Genomic DNA, 14,203 nt, shown 5'->3' with positions numbered 1-14,203 from the left:
GCCGGCGCACACCCCCAGCGTCGTGCCGATCAGCCCGGACAGCAGCGCCGTGGCGAAGCCGATCAGCAGCGACACCTGGGCGCCGTAGAGCAGCCGGCTCAGGTAGTCGCGCCCCAGGTGATCGGTGCCCAGCGGGTGGTTCCAACTGCCGTCGGCGTACCACACGGGCTGGACCAGCCGCTCCATCAGCGCCTGCCGGTAGGGATCGTGCGGCGCCAGCAGCGGCGCCAGCGCCGCCGCCGCCAGGATCAGGCCGAGGACGGCGAGCCCGGCGACCAGCCCGCGGTGGGCGAGGACGCGCCGGCGCAGCGCGCCGCGGGCGGGGGAGGGGGCAGGGGCGGTCATGGCGGGAGATGCCAACGTGTCAGTCGCGGTCATGTCAGGCCACCCGGATGCGCGGATCGAGCCACGCGTTGAGAAGATCGGCGATCAGGCTGAGGACGACGTAGAAGCCGGAGAACACCAGGACGATCGCCTGCACCGTCGGCAGGTCGGAGCGGCTGATGGACTCCCACGCCAGTTGCCCGGTGCCGTGCAGGGCGAACACCGTCTCCACCACCACCGAGCCGCCCAGCATGAAGCCGAACTGCACCGCCGCCAGGCTGACCACCGGGATGACGGCGTTGCGCAGGGCGTGCTTGAACAGCACGCGGGCCGGGTGCAGGCCCTTGGCGCGGGCGGTGCGGATGTAGTCGGACGCCAGCACCTCGATCATGCCCGCCCGCGTCAGCCGCATGATGGCCGGCGTCGCGTAGTAGCCCAGCACGATGGTGGGCATCACGAAGTGCTTCCAGGTGCCCGACCCCGACGGCGGCAGCAGCGGGAAGGTGACGCTGAACAGCAGCACCAGCAGCAGCGCGAACCAGAAGGTCGGCATCGCCTGCCCGGTGACCGACAGGGTCAGCGCCGCCCGGTCGATCCAGCTGTTCGGCCGCACCGCCGCGGCGATGCCCAGCGGCAGCCCGACGCCAAGCGCGAAGAGCAGCGCCAGCCCGCCCAGCGTCATGGTGGTGGGCAGCTTGTCGGCCAGCATGCGGCTGACCGGCGTGCGGAAGTACAGGCTCTCGCCGAAGTCGCCGCGCAGCGCCTTGCCCAGCCAGTCCAGGTACTGGGTGGTGAGCGGCCGGTCGAAGCCGTAGGTCGTGCGGATGAACTCGATGTCCGACGCCTTGGCGGAATGCCCGGCCATCGCCACCGCCGGGTCGCCCGCCGCCCGCAGCAGGGTGAACGACCCGACCGAGACGGTGAGCGCCACGAGGAAGGCCAGGGCCAGACGCTTCAGGGTGTAAGTCAGCATGGCGCGTTCCCCGTCACTTCCAGGTGACCTGGTAGAAGCGCGGGATCTCGTCCGCGGTGGGCGTGAAGGCGATGTCCTTGGTGTGGACGTAGTTGACGTTGTAGGTGAACATCGGGACCCAGGCCGCCAGGTCGGCGATGCGGCGCAGCGCCTTGGCGTAGTTCTCCTTGCGCACCGCGGGGTCGACCGAACCGTCGGCGGTCTCCAGCCACTGCACCACCTGGGGGTCGCGCAGGTAGTCGTCCTTGGTGCCCTTGAAGAACTGGCTGACGCTGGCCGCCGCGTCGTTGATCGAATAGGACCCCCAGCTCATGAAGCTGAAGTCGACCGTGCCGCTGTAGGTCTTCTCGCGCAGCGCCTCGTACTGCAGGTAGACGAGCTTGGCGCGGATGCCGACGGCGTCGAGATAGCCGATAACCGCCTCGGCGACCGGGCGGTCGCGGTAGGCGTGGAACTCGACCTCGAAGCCGTTGGGGTGGCCGGCCTCGGCCAGCAGCGCCTTTGCCTTGGCCGGGTCGTAGTCGTAGACGGCGACGTCCGACGTGCAGCCGAACTGCGTCGGGAAGCAGGCGGCGTCGATCACCTGCGAGGACCCGCGGACGAGCTGCTTGACGATCGCCTTGCGGTCGATGGCGTGGGCGATGGCCCGGCGGACCCGCGGGTCGTTGACCGGCGAGGCGTGCCCCGTGCGGTTGGAGGCATCGAAGGCGAGATAGCCGATGCGCATGGTCTGCGCGTTCTGCACCGTCAGCGCCGGCATGCGGGCCAGCTTGTTGGCCTGATCGGTGGGCACGTTCCAGATCCAGTCGATGCCGCCGCTCAGCATCTCGGCGACCTGGGTGTTCTGGTCGGGGATGGTGCGCTGGACGATGCGGCCGATGGACGGCTTGCCCTTCGGGCTGTCGGCGAAGTAGTCGCGGTTGGCCTCGAAGACGATGCGCTTGCCGGGATCGACCTCGGTCACCTTGTAGGGGCCCGTGCCCACCGGCCGCTGGCCGAAGCCGCGGCTGCCGGCCTCGGCGTAGTAGGCGCGCGGGTAGATCAGCAGGGGCCCCGCCAGATACTCCAGGGCCAGCGGGGTCGGCGCCTTCATGACGATCCGCACCGTGTGGCTGCCGAGCTTCTCGACCCGCTCGATCCAGTCGACGTTCTGCCGCGTCAGCACCTTGGTGGCGGGATCGGCCATCAGGGTCAGGGTGTAGACGACGTCGTCGGCGTCGAACGGCTGGCCGTTGTGGAAGCGCACGCCGCGGCGCAGCTCGAACTCGATGGTGCGGTTGTCGACGAACCGGTAGGAGGAGGCGAGCAGCGGCTGGTACTCGAAGGTCTTCGGATCGACGGTGAGCAGAGAGTCGAAGACCAGCCGGGCGACCAGCTCGCCCTCGCGCAGGACGTTGAAGTAGCGGTCCAGCGTCGGCAGCTCGCCGGCCCAGGCGATGTTCAGCGTGTCGTCGGCCTTGCCGGCGTGCGCCGGGGCGGCGAAGGGCAGGGTGGAAAAAGACAAGGCGGCGGCGATGGCGGGCACGGCGGCCGCCTTCAGGAAGCGAAGCATGGGTGTTTCTCCCGGAAGATGGACGTCTTCTGACGGACGTTCGCAGTCGGTGTCGGGGTGCCGTCCTTATCGGACGGCGGTCTGGCCGGCGGCGTCGCCGACGAGCGACAGGTGGCGGGCGATCATCTCGGCGATGCGCTCCCGGCGGTCCTCCGGCATGCGCTCGGGGATGGCGGCGACGCTGACGGCCGCGACGATCCGCCGTGCGGCGTCGAGGACCGGCACCCCGACGGCGAGCACGCTCGGCCGCAGGCTGCCGTTGTTGAGGGCGTAGCCGAACTCGCGGGTCTGCTGCACCCAGTTGCGGATGTCGTCGGCGGTGAAGCCGGCGTAGCTGGCGTAGCGCGGGGCGTTTGCCGCCAGCACCGCCTCGATCTCGGGATCCGGCAGGAAGCCGAGCAGTGCCATGCCGCCGGCCCCGATGCCGAGCGGCCGGCGCGCGCCGACGTCGAGGGTCAGGGTGCGGATCGGGAAGCACCCCTCCACCCGGTCGATGCACACCGCGTCGTTGCCCGAGCGGATCAGCAGGAAGACGGTGTCCTCCGTCTCCAGCGCCACCTGTTCGAGGACCGGGCGGAGGCGGTCGCGGATGGAGAATTCCTGGGCCGCGGTGCCGAGCACGAACAGCTCCACGCCCAGGTGATAGAGCTTGGAATAGGGATCGTGGGTGAGCAGCCCCTCCTGCGCGAGGACGCTGAGGATGCGGTGCGTGGTTGCGACCGAAAGCCCGACCTCGGCCGCCAGCGCGGTGGCCCGGGCGCCGCGCTCGTTGGTCTGGGCGACGGCCCGCAGCAGCGTGATGGCCCGCTGGATCGACTGGGCGCCGGCCAGGGCAGGCTCCCTGGCGCCCCCGCGGTCCAGTCTCGACCGCTGCACCGGCGTCCGCGGCGCTGGTCCCGTCACCATCTCCTCCTGCACACTGGGGTATGCGGGAAGTCTAGCCGGCACCGCTTTGCTGTCAACGAAATCAACCAGGATGTGAGATAAATTTACCACAATATGAGAATTGGTCGCGAGGGCTGCAGTTCCCGTGGACCGTGCCGGCCTGGAAATAAGAATGGGCCCGGCGCGTCGTTGGGCCCAAGTCCCGGGTCCTTTCGCGTTTTTGGTGCAGCGTGAATGCAGTGACAAGCGACAGTGAGCGCATAGAGGGAACGGCATCCCTTTTCAGAGTGCGTTGATCTTCTTATCAAAATCGCTGCTGTCCCTGCTCCCGCCCGGTCTCGTCGTTGATCCTGTCACCGTCCCCCACAACCGCGTCGTCATCGCCGCTCGCGGTCGCGCTGCCACGGCGGCCTGCCCGGTGTATCGGCGTCGGTCGCGCCGCGTTCACACTCGTTACATTCGTTGCTTCGGCGACCTGCCTTGGCAGGGCCGGGTTGGCCAACTCGATCTTCAGGTTCGCCGGTTCCGCTGCGCCGCTTTCGAGTGTCCGCGCCGCATCTTCGCCGAACGCCTGCCGGCCGTCGCCTTGCCGAAGATGCGGCGGACAGTCCGGCTCTCGGAGGCCCAACGGCGCATCGCCCTCAGCGCCGGCGGCGAAGCTGGTGCCCGCTTGGCGGCTTGCCTGGCCATGCCGGTGAGCGGCGACACGCTGTTGGGCCTGATCCGGGCGGCTCCCCTGCCGGCGGTGCCGACGCCACGCGTCATCGGCATCGACGACTGGTCCGGGCGGCGTGGTCAGCGCTACGGCACGATCATCGTCGATCTGGAGCGCAACCGTTCCATCGACCGGCTGCCCGACCGCCACGCGGAGACCGTGGCGGCATGGCTGAAAGCCCATCCCAGGGTGGAGGTTGTTGCCCGCGACCGCGCCGGCGCCTACGCCGACGGCATTCGGGCCGGCGCTCCGAACGCCGTCCAGGTCTCGGATCGCTGGTATCTTCTCCGCAATCTCGGTGATGCTCTGGCCGGGGTTCTCGACCGTCATCATCATGATCTGCGCATGGCCAGCAAAGCGACGCCGCCCTCCTCAGGCCGTCATCACCCAGTTTCCCGCAGAGCTCGTGGCAGCCGCCGGGCTGCCCTTGAGCATCCCGGCCCGCCGCTTTTCCCGCAGCCGGTAGCTGTCGTCACGGATGGTGATGACGTGGCTGCCGGATAGGTCGACGAACCGGTCGATGGAGCAAAGCAGGTGATCCGACGGGATGTGGTGCTCGAGGCTGAACTTATAGAACAGCGCCTCCTGCATCACCGTCCGCTCGCCTACCATCGCTGCGTCCTCCGCTGCTCAGGAGAATTGAATCAGCACTTCAGGTCGCCGGCAACCCCGACTTTTCTAACGCTATCGGCGCAAAGCAGACGACAAGCGGCTCTGGATCGGCGCAATCGGCGCGCTTGATCCGCCGAAACCGTGGCGGCAGTGCGCGTCACGCGCCGTGATCCGGCGCCGAGTTGTTGGTGATGGCGGTGAGGTCGGCGAGCGCCGTACTGAGGAAGGTCCACGGATGGCCATCGGCCTCCGGCTCCGACAACGCCCATTCGGCGGCGACGGCGAGCTTGGCGATCACTCCGGCCAGCGAGCGGGCCGGCGTCGCGGCGGCGGTGTGCAGCAGGTCTTCGGCCCGGCGGCCGGCTGCGGCCTCGCGCTCCTGCGCCTCGGTGTAGCCGCAGGCTGCGGCCTCGGCATTCCAGCGCGCCCGCACGTCGGCCAACTCCCGCTCGAGACGCTGGCGCTGCGCCTCGGTGGCTGCCGTCTTTCCCAGTATCCAGTCGATCTGCTCCAACTCGGTGACCCAGACTATGGGCTGGTCGGGATCGGTGGTCACGATCGGGACGCGCGGGAAGCCGATGCGTGCGGCGAGTTCCCGTTCCAGCCGCTGTGCCGTGCGGCCGTGCCTTCGAACGGCCGCCGAGGCCCGGCGCCACTCGCGCCAGAGCCCGACGAGCGGATCGGCGGCGGCGCCCTCGGCCGGCACGCCCTTAAGGAAGCGGACGGCGGCCGCCACCGCCGCCCGGCGCGACGCCTTGGTCGTCTTCGGCACGCGCGTCCGCGAAGGCACGGCTACCTCCTTTGAGAGGCGAGATGCAACTGCTATTCTGTCATTTGACGGCGGAAAGGGCAACGGAAAAGATGCTGAATGACAGAAAAGCGATCATAACGCCCGCGCAGTGCCGGGCTGGTCGCGGCTTGGTCCGCATGAGCCAGGAGCAGCTCGCCATCGCCGCCGAAGTCGGAGAAAAGACCGTTGCCGACTTCGAGCGGGAGAGCGCGCGGAAGCTGAACATCCGTACCCTGCGGGCACTTCGAGCCGCTCTGGAAGCGGCAGGCGTCGAGTTCATTCCCGAAAACGGCGGCGGGGAAGGCGTGCGCGTCAGGAGGGATAAGCCCTCGTCCCCGGACGTCATCTGACGGCGTCCTCCAAAGCGCCGACGGTCGCCTTGACGAGGTCGAACACGCGCCGGCGCAGGCGCGGGTCCTCGATGCGGTAGTAGCAGCGCAGCAGCTCCAGCGTCTCGCGCCGCCCAAGCGGCGGCAGGGGGATCTCGGGTCCCAGCGTCTCGGCCACGACGCCGCCCGGCGGCGGCAGGTCGTCGAAGAAGAAGCTGACCGGCACGCCGAGCACGCCGGCCAGCTGCCAGAGCCGCGACGCGGCGATGCCGTTGCCGCCGCCCTCGTACTTCTGGATCTGCTGGAAGGTCACGCCGAGGCTCCGGCCCAGCTCGGTCTGCGACAGGCCGAGCAGCGTGCGGCGGATGCGCACCCGGCTGCCGATGTGCGCGTCCACGCGGTCCAGCCCGCTGCCGGCCTTGGGCGCCCGCCCGCGCCCCCGGTGCATCCGCGTTCCGTCGTCCACGCGCCCTCCCTCCCCGCCGCCGTCGATCGCGCGACCCGCGCCGTCCCTTGCGCTCGCGCCGGGTGTGCGCGGGCAGACGGACACACGCGTGTCCCACGGAATGTTACTCATAGTCTGTAGACCGATAGGCTGCAAGCGGGTGTTCTGTGCGCCATGGACATCCGCACGCAGGTCGGCCTCAACGTGCAGCGGATCAGGCGCTCGCGCGGCTGGTCGCAGGAGGAGCTTGCCTTCCAGTCCGGCCTGCACCGCACCTACATCAGCGGCATCGAGCGCGGCGCCCGCAACCCGACGGTCACCGTGCTGAAGGAACTCGCCGACGCGCTCGGCGTGCCGCCGGGCGACCTGCTGAACGGCGCGCCGGCCCCGTGACACCGCGCCGGCCGCCCCGCGCGGCCGGCGCGATTTTTGGCGCGCCAAGCCGCCCTCCCGAAGGAGGGCGGCGTCGGGTGCTATTCCGCCGCGGCGGGCAGGCCGGAATCGGGCTCGTCCCCGGTGTCCGCCTCCGGTTCGGGACCGAATCGCATGGCGCCGGGCAGCCAGTCGCGGCCCCTGATCTGCCAGTCCGGCGCGTCGTCCGGCGCCTCGGCGGTGCGCTCGAAGTGCTTCGCCAGCGCGGTGACCAGACCGGTCTTCTTGTAGTCCGCCAGCCGCCCCATGGCGGCGGTGGCGCCGCTCTCCACCGCGATGGCGCCGAGCTGGTCGCGGGTGCGCCCGCCCAGGAAGGTCTCGTCCGGCCGCCACCAGTCGCGCATGTCGGCGCCGAGGTCGCGCGCCACCCGGTTGAACAGGCTGTCGCCGTGGTCGATGGCGTCCATGTCGCCCTGGCCGAAGGCGAGGATGGTCAGCAGCCGGTGCAGGCCGTCCAGATCCTCGTCGCTGAGCCGCTTGACCCGCTCGTACAGGTCGGCACCGTCCTTGGGTTCGCCCACCAGCCGCTCCCAGGCGCCCCGGCTGCCCGGCCCGTACACGGCCTCGTCGTTGTCCGGCTCCAGCTCCAGCAGGCGCTCGAAGTATGCCGCCGCCGCCTCGATGGCGTCGTGGCTGCGGGGCCGGTCGTCTCCGCCCGCGAACAGGGCCAGCGCGGGATGCGCTTCCACCGACACCCGGCCATGATGACCATCGGAACCCCGCATCAGCAGCACCACCGCCACCTCCTTTGCCGTGCGCCGGGCGGCGATCAGCAGCGTCTGCACGGCCAGCGTCTTGTGCGCGGCCATATGGCGCACCAGCCACGCCGGATACTCGGGCCGCTCCCGCCGCACCGCCAGCGGGCTCTCCCGCGTCTCTGCGGCGACGGCGTGCGGCACCTCATGGCGCACCAGCCCGTCCCGCACCTCGACCCGGCCCGAAGGAGTGAGGTTGATCACCACGCCGCCGCTCTCCCCCTCCTGTGCCGCGCGGTAGTGCCACCAGGGTGCCCCGTGCGTGTCGAACACGTCCACGAAGGCAGCCGTCCTCGCCCGTTCGGCCGCCAGTTCCTCCACCGCCTGCCGCTGCAAGGCGTGGAACTGCTCGGCATCGTCGAAGTAGGTGGCTTCGGCTTCGGCGAACAGGTCGGAGGTGAAGGTGCCGCTGTAGCGTTCCAGCGGGAACACCGCCATGGCGACGGACGGCTTTTCCTCGATCAGCCGGGCGCGCACGTCGTCGGACTCGTACCAGCCGCCGTCCTCTACGTCGGCGAGGATGCGCCGCTGCTGGTCGTGCGTGCCCAGCGTCAACGCCTCGGCGATGCCGAGCCCGATGGCACCGTCGCGCACCGCCCGCTTGGCCTCGGCGCACAGCCCGGCCAGTGCGAGCCGCCGTTTGACGGTGGTGGTGCTCAGGCCGGTCTGCGCCGCCACGTCGTCCAGCGTGGCTCCCTTCTGAAGGAGGGCGGCGAAGCCGTCCGCCTCGTCGATGGCGTCCAGCGCCTCGCGCTGCACGTTCTCCACCAGGGCGATGCGCCGGGCGTCGGCGGGCTTCAGCCCGTGGCGCACCTCCACGGGCACCGGGTAGTCGGCGCCGATCGCGCCCCGGCTCTCCAGCAGCTTCAAGGCCCGGTAGCGCCGCTCGCCGGTGACGACACGGAAGCGGTCGCCCTTGAGGCACGCGACGACGAGGTTCTGGAGCATGCCGTCGGTCCGGATGGACGCGGCCAGCCCCTCGATGCCGGCGGGGTCGATGCGCCTGCGCGGGTTGGACGTGGGCGGGAGAAGCTGGGACAGGGGAACGCGTTGCGTGCTCATGGTCTACTCCATCTCGTGTAGCTGCGAAGCAGCAGCCTTGCCGCTGCTGCTTCCCGGGGCCGCGCGAGCGGTGGGTGAGTGGGGGGCGAGGGACGGCGCGCCGGGCCGGGCTGTCCGGGCGAGGGGCACGTCCCGTGCCCTGAGCCGGCGGCCCTGCCCGGCAACAGGCGGCCCTCGCGGGGGAGAGCGGGCAACGCCCGCTTTCCCCCGTGGCGGGTGGTCAATCCAGAGCACGGCTGATTGAACTAAGCCCCTGGCGTACGTGCGGTGAATGGGGCGTGACCGGATCGGCGGTGCGGAAACCCCGTCGGCTTCCGCCACTCACGCGTTTCCCCCGTGACGGACGTTGCCCGGCGGAGCAATCTTGCCGAAGGTCACCGTGTAGCAGGGGACTTGACGGTGCAGTGCTTCGGACGGTGCCAGGGAAACACGGGCGAGTCGCTGGCGGGCCGGCGTGATATCCGCTGGCCGACCACGCGCTCGACATGGCGGCCGTCGGAAACGTCCTACAGCGGCGGCGTGATGCCCGGTTGCACCGCCCCACGACGTCCCTGTGCGTCCGTTGGATAAGTCTGCTTCTCTGGCGTTGCATGTGGTCAGCAGGTTTCCCGAGTGCTTCCAGGGCCAAGTGCCGGAGCTGTTCGTGTTCCGCACGGGTGGGGGGTATGAGCCGAAGAGGAGACCAGCATCGCTGACGCGGTATCCACCGTGTTCTCCACGAACCCGGGTACGAACATCGGACCGACGTTGAAGCACTCCGTATCCGGATTACGTGAATTGCTGTTCGGGAGGCGCCTGACTGGCAGGATGTCTTGCGAGCGCCGTGGGGGCGGGGCGATGGCGGTGAGGATTACCAAGCGGGTTGTCGACAGTACAGCGACGGAGCCGCGGGACCGCTTTCTCTGGGACGGCGAGGTCAAGGGCTTCGGTCTGAAGGTCACGCCAAGCGGTCAGCGGGTGTACGTGGTGCAGTACCGGACTGGCGGTCGGGGTGCGCCGGTGCGCCGCTATACCATCGGCAAGCACGGGTCTCCCTGGACACCGGAAAGCGCACGCGACGAGGCCAAGCGGATACTGGCCCGCGTCACCCAGGGCGACGACCCGGCCGCCGCGAAGCAGCACGCCCGCAGGGACGTCACGGTCGGAGAACTGTGTGATCTGTATTTCGCTCAGCCGGTCATCGTCACGAAGCGCGGCACACCGAAGAAGGCATCATCGCTGACCATCGACCGAAGCAACATCGACCGCCATGTCCGCCCGCTCCTCGGAGGTCGGCAGGTCGGCAGCCTGAAGCGGATGGATATCGAGAAACTCCAGATCGATATCGCCGCCGGCAAGACCGCGAACGACGTGAAGACGCGCAAACAGGGCAGGGCGATTGTCCGTGGCGGTGCCGGCACGGCCGCCCGGACCATCGCCGTGTTCAGCGCGATCCTGTCCTACGCCGCTGCCGTTGGTGTGCGGCCGGACAACCCTGCGCGCGGAGTCGTGCTGCTGAAAGGCAAGCCCAAGGAACGCTTCCTGACCGAGGCCGAGACGATCCGGCTGGGCGAATGCCTGGACAGGGCCGGGCGGGAGGGTGTGCATCCGTCGGCGATAGCGGCCCTGCGGCTGCTGGCGCTCACCGGATGCCGCAAGAACGAGATCCTGACGCTCAAGTGGTGCGACATCGACGCCGAGCGCGGCTTTCTGCGCTTCGCCGACAGCAAGACCGGGGCGAAGGCGTTGCCGGTCGCCAAGCCCGTGCTCGACTACCTTGCCACGCTGCCGCGGGTCGAAAAGAACCCCTACGTGCTGCCCGGCAGCAAGGATGGCTCTCACTTCGTGGGCCTCCAGCAGGTGTGGGAGAGGTTGCGGGCTGAACTCGGACTGAACGACGTCCGGCTGCACGACCTGCGCCACTCCTTCGCCAGCGTCGGCGCGGATGACGGAAGCAGCCTGCTCGTCATCGGCCGGCTGCTCGGTCACACCAAGGCGGCAACCACCCAGCGTTATGCCCACCTGACGCTGGATCCGGTCAAGGCGGCGGCCGAGCGAATCGCAGGACGTATCGCATCGAACCTTCTTCCGGTGGCGGGCCGTGACCGGACGGTGCGGTGCGAACTCCGCCTTCCCCGGGATCTGGTCGCGACGGCGACGGCACGGGCCGAGATCGAGGGCCGGAGCCTCGAGGATGTCATCGTTGAGGCGCTCGCCGCCCACCTCGGGCAGGCCGGTGCAGAGCCGTCGGCCACCGCGTCACGGTCGCTTGGAGCAACCGCAGGCGGTTAGAACCCGGAGCAGCGTATGGGCCGGCGACCGCACACCGGAAGTCCGCTCCAGTTCGCCCGGGTTTGCCGATTCGGTGATTGCTGGGTGATTGCTGGAAACCAAAAGGGCTTGGCTCATCTCTGAGCCAAGCCCTTGTTTTTATTGGTGGAGCCAAGGAGGATCGAACTCCTGACCTCTACAATGCCATTGTAGCGCTCTCCCAGCTGAGCTATGGCCCCGAAACTCTGGGATGCTGCCGGTCTTCGTGGTGGCCGGCGGCCTCGGTGGAGGGGGATATAGGGCCGGGGAGGCCCGTCATGCAAGCGAAAAATTTCGCCCCTCTCCACCTTTTTTCACCGCCGCGTCCCAGCTCCCGCTCAGCGCTCCTCCTCGTCCTCGCCCTCGACGTCGACGACCTCGTCCATGTCGTCCTCGCCCAGCTCCGAGGTGTCCTCGATGAGCACGTCGTCCTCGTCCTCGGCGGGCTCGTCGCCCTCCTCCTCGATGTCGTCGACCGAGACTTCGTCCTCGACCTCCTCGATCTCGGCGGCCTCGTCCTCGTCCAGGCCGGTTTCGACATCCTCGTCCTCCGCCACGGCGGGGGACTTCTTCACCACGTCGTCCACCGGCACGGGCCGGGCGCGGCGCGACTTCAGAAGCGCCTCCGGATCGAACTGCGTCCCGCAGGACGGGCAGACGGGCGGCTCCTTGCGCAGATCATAATAGCGCGTGCTGCAGCTCGGGCAGATGCGCTTGACGCCCCATTCCGGTTTCGCCACCGCGAACTCCTCCGTCTCGTCCCTGTCAAAAAGCTCAAGGCCGGCCCTTTGCCATGCCACGGGGCCGTTGTCAAAAAAAACTTGGGACCAAAAGAAGCCGTGAAGACCTTCCGGCGTCGTGGCGGTGGCCATATCCTGTTGTCCGAAACGTCGGGGCCACCGGCGAACGCTTGCCAAGGAGGTGGGTTTGGTCACGTCGATCCGCGCGGGCTGGCGCCCTCTGGCGGTCATTGGCCTGCTGGCGCTGCTTCCCTGCGCCGCGCCGGCGCAGGGCGTGCTGGACAAGGCCCCGGAGGCGGCGACCGGCCGCGTGGCGCACGCGGCGGGCACCGCCACCCGCTTCATGGTCGCCGCCGCCAACCCGCTGGCGGCGGAGGCCGGGCGGGAGATCCTGCGTGCCGGCGGCGGCGCGGTGGACGCGGCGATCGCCGTGCAGCTGGTGCTGGCGCTGGTGGAGCCGCAAAGCTCCGGCCTGGGCGGCGGCGCCTTCCTGGTCCATTACGACGCGGATGCCCGCACCGTCACCACCCTCGACGGGCGGGAGACCGCGCCGGCCGCAGCAAAGCCCGACCGCTTCCTGGGCGCCGACGGCAAGCCGCTGCCGTTCGCCGCCGCCGTGGTCGGCGGTCGCCCGGTCGGCGTGCCGGGCACCGTGCGGCTGCTGGAGGCGGCGCACCGGCGCCACGGCATGCTGCCCTGGCCCCGTCTGTTCGAACGCGCCATCGCGCTGGCCGAGGGCGGATTCCCCGTCTCGCCCCGCCTCAACGGCCTGCTGGGCAAGGACGAGCATCTGAGGAAGACGCCCGCCGCGGCCGCCCTCTACTACCAGCCGGACGGCACGCCGAAGCCGGTGGGCAGCGTCCTGCGGAACCCGGAGCTGGCGGCCACGCTGCGCCTGCTGGCGGAACGGGGGGCGGACGCCTTCTATGAAGGGCCGGTCGCCGCCGACATCGTGCGCGCCGTCCGCGGCCATCCCACGAATCCCGGCGACCTGACGGAAGACGACCTGCGCGGCTACCGGGTGAAGGAGCGTCCGCCGCTGTGCGCCCCGTACCGCGCCTACACCGTCTGCGGCATGGGCCCGCCCAGCTCCGGCGGGGTGGCGGTGCGGCAGATGCTGGGCGTGTTGGAGACGCAGGACATGGCGGCGCTGCGCACGCGCATGCCGGACGCCGTGCACTGGTTCGCCGCGGCCGGGCGGCTGGCCTTCGCCGACCGCAACCTGTACCTCGCCGACTCCGATTTCGTGCCGGTGCCGGTAAAGGGGCTGACCGATGCCGGCTACGTCCGCGGCCGGGCGGCGCTGGTCGACCCCGCGCGCGCCATGGGCACCGCCGCGCCCGGCGACCCGCCGTTCAAGGAGACGCGGGCCTGGGGGCTGGCGGAGTCGGCGGAGAACGGCACCAGCCACATCGCCGTGGTCGACGCCGCCGGCAACGCCGTGTCGATGACCACCACCATCGAGGACCAGTTCGGATCCCGCCAGATGGTGCGCGGCTTCCTGCTGAACAACGAGCTGACGGACTTCAGCGCGCTGCCGGAGGTAGACGGCAAGCCGGTCGCCAACCGGGTGGAGCCCGGCAAACGCCCGCGCAGCTCCATGGCGCCGACGATCGTCTTCGACGCCGACGGCCGGCTGCACGCCGTGGTCGGCTCGCCGGGCGGCAGCGCCATCATCAACTACGTGGCCAAGGTGCTGGTCGCCATCCTGGACTGGGGCATGGACCCGCAGGAGGCGGTGGACCTGCCCAATTTCGGCAGCCGCAACGGCCCGACCGAGCTGGAGGCCGGCACCGAGGCGGAGGCCTGGGCGGCGGACCTGCGGGCCAGGGGGCACGCGGTGGCTCTGATGGAGATGACGTCCGGCACTCAGGCCATCGTGGTGACCCCGCAGGGCCTCGTCGGCGGCGCCGACAGCCGGCGCGAGGGCGTGGCGGTGGGGGACTGAGGGCCGTCGCCGCGCGCCGTGGCTGGGCGCCATTGTGCTGTGTTGTGCTGTCCGGCGGGTGTGCCCAATCGCACAACGGGTCGCGGTCCGCTCCTTTCACGTCAACAGGACTTCCATCCTATCGCGTCGGGGCGCCGGTGGCAAGTTTCGCCTCACGCCTGCGGCGCGTCCTTGGGGTCGGTGAACACCACGATGGCGGCGTGGCCGCGCTGCACGACGGCGGCGTAGAGGACGCGGCCGGGCAGGGGCTTGCGCCAGCGGCTGGGGGCGCCCTGGAAGCGGTAGCCCTGCGCCGCCAGGTACCGCTCGGCGTCCGAACGGGTGGGGAAGCGCTGGGTCTTCATGCCGGGCT

The 14,203-nt window shown here is 70.0% G+C and carries 13 protein-coding genes, 1 tRNA gene and 2 pseudogenes; 5 read left to right on the top strand and 11 right to left on the bottom strand.

Translation table 11 applies throughout. The annotated features are described in order from the left end of the window. From VED21_RS06655 to VED21_RS06640, 4 genes and pseudogenes are all read right to left on the bottom strand, one after another. Nucleotides 1-378, bottom strand: a pseudogene (locus VED21_RS06655) (ABC transporter permease); the annotation flags it as partial. Nucleotide 379: 1 nt separating this feature from the next. Further along, a complete protein-coding gene (locus tag VED21_RS06650; RefSeq protein ID WP_324881537.1) occupies nt 380-1,297 on the bottom strand; it encodes an ABC transporter permease in 918 nt (305 codons plus the stop codon). Between the two features lie 13 nt (nt 1,298-1,310). Beyond that, on the bottom strand, nt 1,311-2,849 hold the full coding sequence (locus VED21_RS06645; protein ID WP_324881536.1) for an ABC transporter substrate-binding protein: 1,539 nt from the start codon (nt 2,847-2,849) through the stop codon (nt 1,311-1,313). 66 nt (nt 2,850-2,915) lie between these two features. Continuing rightward, nucleotides 2,916-3,755, bottom strand: coding sequence for an IclR family transcriptional regulator (locus VED21_RS06640; RefSeq protein WP_324881535.1), 840 nt, complete (start codon nt 3,753-3,755; stop codon nt 2,916-2,918). A gap of 271 nt (nt 3,756-4,026) precedes the next feature. Between VED21_RS06640 and VED21_RS06635 the strand changes: the two are divergent. Then, nucleotides 4,027-4,801, top strand: a pseudogene (locus VED21_RS06635) (ISL3 family transposase); the annotation flags it as partial. A gap of 20 nt (nt 4,802-4,821) precedes the next feature. On the opposite strand, the gene VED21_RS06630 reads toward VED21_RS06635, so the two are convergent. Together VED21_RS06630 and VED21_RS06625 are read right to left on the bottom strand one after the other, a co-directional pair. Next, nucleotides 4,822-5,061 carry a hypothetical protein gene (locus VED21_RS06630; protein WP_324881540.1) on the bottom strand — a complete coding sequence of 80 codons (240 nt, stop codon included), beginning with the start codon at nt 5,059-5,061 and terminating at the stop codon, nt 4,822-4,824. A gap of 157 nt (nt 5,062-5,218) precedes the next feature. Continuing rightward, nucleotides 5,219-5,833 carry a hypothetical protein gene (locus VED21_RS06625; protein ID WP_324881534.1) on the bottom strand — a complete coding sequence of 205 codons (615 nt, stop codon included), beginning with the start codon at nt 5,831-5,833 and terminating at the stop codon, nt 5,219-5,221. 41 nt (nt 5,834-5,874) lie between these two features. On the opposite strand from VED21_RS06625, the gene VED21_RS06620 reads away from it, so the two are divergent. Then, a complete protein-coding gene (locus VED21_RS06620; RefSeq protein WP_324881533.1) occupies nt 5,875-6,201 on the top strand; it encodes a transcriptional regulator in 327 nt (108 codons plus the stop codon). Here the strand turns inward: VED21_RS06620 and VED21_RS06615 are convergent. Continuing rightward, nucleotides 6,194-6,628 carry a helix-turn-helix domain-containing protein gene (locus VED21_RS06615; RefSeq protein ID WP_324881539.1) on the bottom strand — a complete coding sequence of 145 codons (435 nt, stop codon included), beginning with the start codon at nt 6,626-6,628 and terminating at the stop codon, nt 6,194-6,196. The genes VED21_RS06620 and VED21_RS06615 overlap by 8 nt on opposite strands. Before the next feature lie 171 nt (nt 6,629-6,799). On the opposite strand from VED21_RS06615, the gene VED21_RS06610 reads away from it, so the two are divergent. Then, entirely contained in the window at nt 6,800-7,018 is a 219-nt protein-coding gene (locus VED21_RS06610; RefSeq protein WP_324881532.1) for a helix-turn-helix transcriptional regulator, read from the top strand. Nucleotides 7,019-7,098: 80 nt separating this feature from the next. Here the strand turns inward: VED21_RS06610 and VED21_RS06605 are convergent, their stop codons facing one another. After that, nucleotides 7,099-8,874: a ParB/RepB/Spo0J family partition protein gene (locus tag VED21_RS06605; protein ID WP_324881531.1), complete on the bottom strand. Its 1,776-nt coding sequence runs from the start codon at nt 8,872-8,874 to the stop codon at nt 7,099-7,101. An 837-nt stretch (nt 8,875-9,711) separates the two neighbouring features. Between VED21_RS06605 and VED21_RS06600 the strand changes: the two genes are divergently transcribed. Then, a complete protein-coding gene (locus tag VED21_RS06600) occupies nt 9,712-11,145 on the top strand; it encodes a site-specific integrase (RefSeq protein ID WP_324881530.1) in 1,434 nt (477 codons plus the stop codon). A 142-nt stretch (nt 11,146-11,287) separates the two neighbouring features. On the opposite strand, the gene VED21_RS06595 is transcribed toward VED21_RS06600, so the two are convergent. Together VED21_RS06595 and VED21_RS06590 are read right to left on the bottom strand one after the other, a co-directional pair. Further along, nucleotides 11,288-11,363: transfer RNA gene (locus tag VED21_RS06595), tRNA-Ala, on the bottom strand. A 138-nt stretch (nt 11,364-11,501) separates the two neighbouring features. Further along, entirely contained in the window at nt 11,502-11,903 is a 402-nt protein-coding gene (locus VED21_RS06590) for a TIGR02300 family protein (protein WP_324881529.1), read from the bottom strand. Nucleotides 11,904-12,084: 181 nt separating this feature from the next. Here VED21_RS06590 and ggt point away from each other — a divergent pair, with 181 nt between their 5' ends. Beyond that, nucleotides 12,085-13,851, top strand: a complete 1,767-nt coding sequence (gene ggt, locus VED21_RS06585) for a gamma-glutamyltransferase (RefSeq protein ID WP_324881528.1) — start codon at nt 12,085-12,087, stop codon at nt 13,849-13,851. A gap of 152 nt (nt 13,852-14,003) precedes the next feature. On the opposite strand, the gene VED21_RS06580 is transcribed toward ggt, so the two are convergent. Then, nucleotides 14,004-14,195 carry a hypothetical protein gene (locus tag VED21_RS06580; RefSeq protein WP_324881527.1) on the bottom strand — a complete coding sequence of 64 codons (192 nt, stop codon included), beginning with the start codon at nt 14,193-14,195 and terminating at the stop codon, nt 14,004-14,006. Nucleotides 14,196-14,203 lie beyond the last annotated feature (8 nt).

The sequence above is a fragment of the Azospirillum sp. genome, from assembly GCF_035627195.1.
In the GTDB taxonomy this organism is placed as follows: domain Bacteria; phylum Pseudomonadota; class Alphaproteobacteria; order Azospirillales; family Azospirillaceae; genus Azospirillum.
This window is presented reverse-complemented; position numbering and strand designations above follow the sequence as displayed.

Bases quoted from the DNA above. Each gene is read 5' to 3' on its own strand.
- VED21_RS06615 (WP_324881539.1), bottom strand. From the start codon at position 6,628: ATGCACCGGGGGCGCGGGCGGGCGCCCAAGGCCGGCAGCGGGCTGGAC.
- VED21_RS06605 (WP_324881531.1), bottom strand. From the start codon at position 8,874: ATGAGCACGCAACGCGTTCCCCTGTCCCAGCTTCTCCCGCCCACGTCC.
- VED21_RS06650 (WP_324881537.1), bottom strand. From the start codon at position 1,297: ATGCTGACTTACACCCTGAAGCGTCTGGCCCTGGCCTTCCTCGTGGCG.
- VED21_RS06600 (WP_324881530.1), top strand. From the start codon at position 9,712: ATGGCGGTGAGGATTACCAAGCGGGTTGTCGACAGTACAGCGACGGAG.
- VED21_RS06640 (WP_324881535.1), bottom strand. From the start codon at position 3,755: ATGGTGACGGGACCAGCGCCGCGGACGCCGGTGCAGCGGTCGAGACTG.
- VED21_RS06610 (WP_324881532.1), top strand. From the start codon at position 6,800: ATGGACATCCGCACGCAGGTCGGCCTCAACGTGCAGCGGATCAGGCGC.
- VED21_RS06630 (WP_324881540.1), bottom strand. From the start codon at position 5,061: ATGGTAGGCGAGCGGACGGTGATGCAGGAGGCGCTGTTCTATAAGTTC.
- VED21_RS06580 (WP_324881527.1), bottom strand. From the start codon at position 14,195: ATGAAGACCCAGCGCTTCCCCACCCGTTCGGACGCCGAGCGGTACCTG.
- VED21_RS06620 (WP_324881533.1), top strand. From the start codon at position 5,875: ATGCAACTGCTATTCTGTCATTTGACGGCGGAAAGGGCAACGGAAAAG.
- VED21_RS06645 (WP_324881536.1), bottom strand. From the start codon at position 2,849: ATGCTTCGCTTCCTGAAGGCGGCCGCCGTGCCCGCCATCGCCGCCGCC.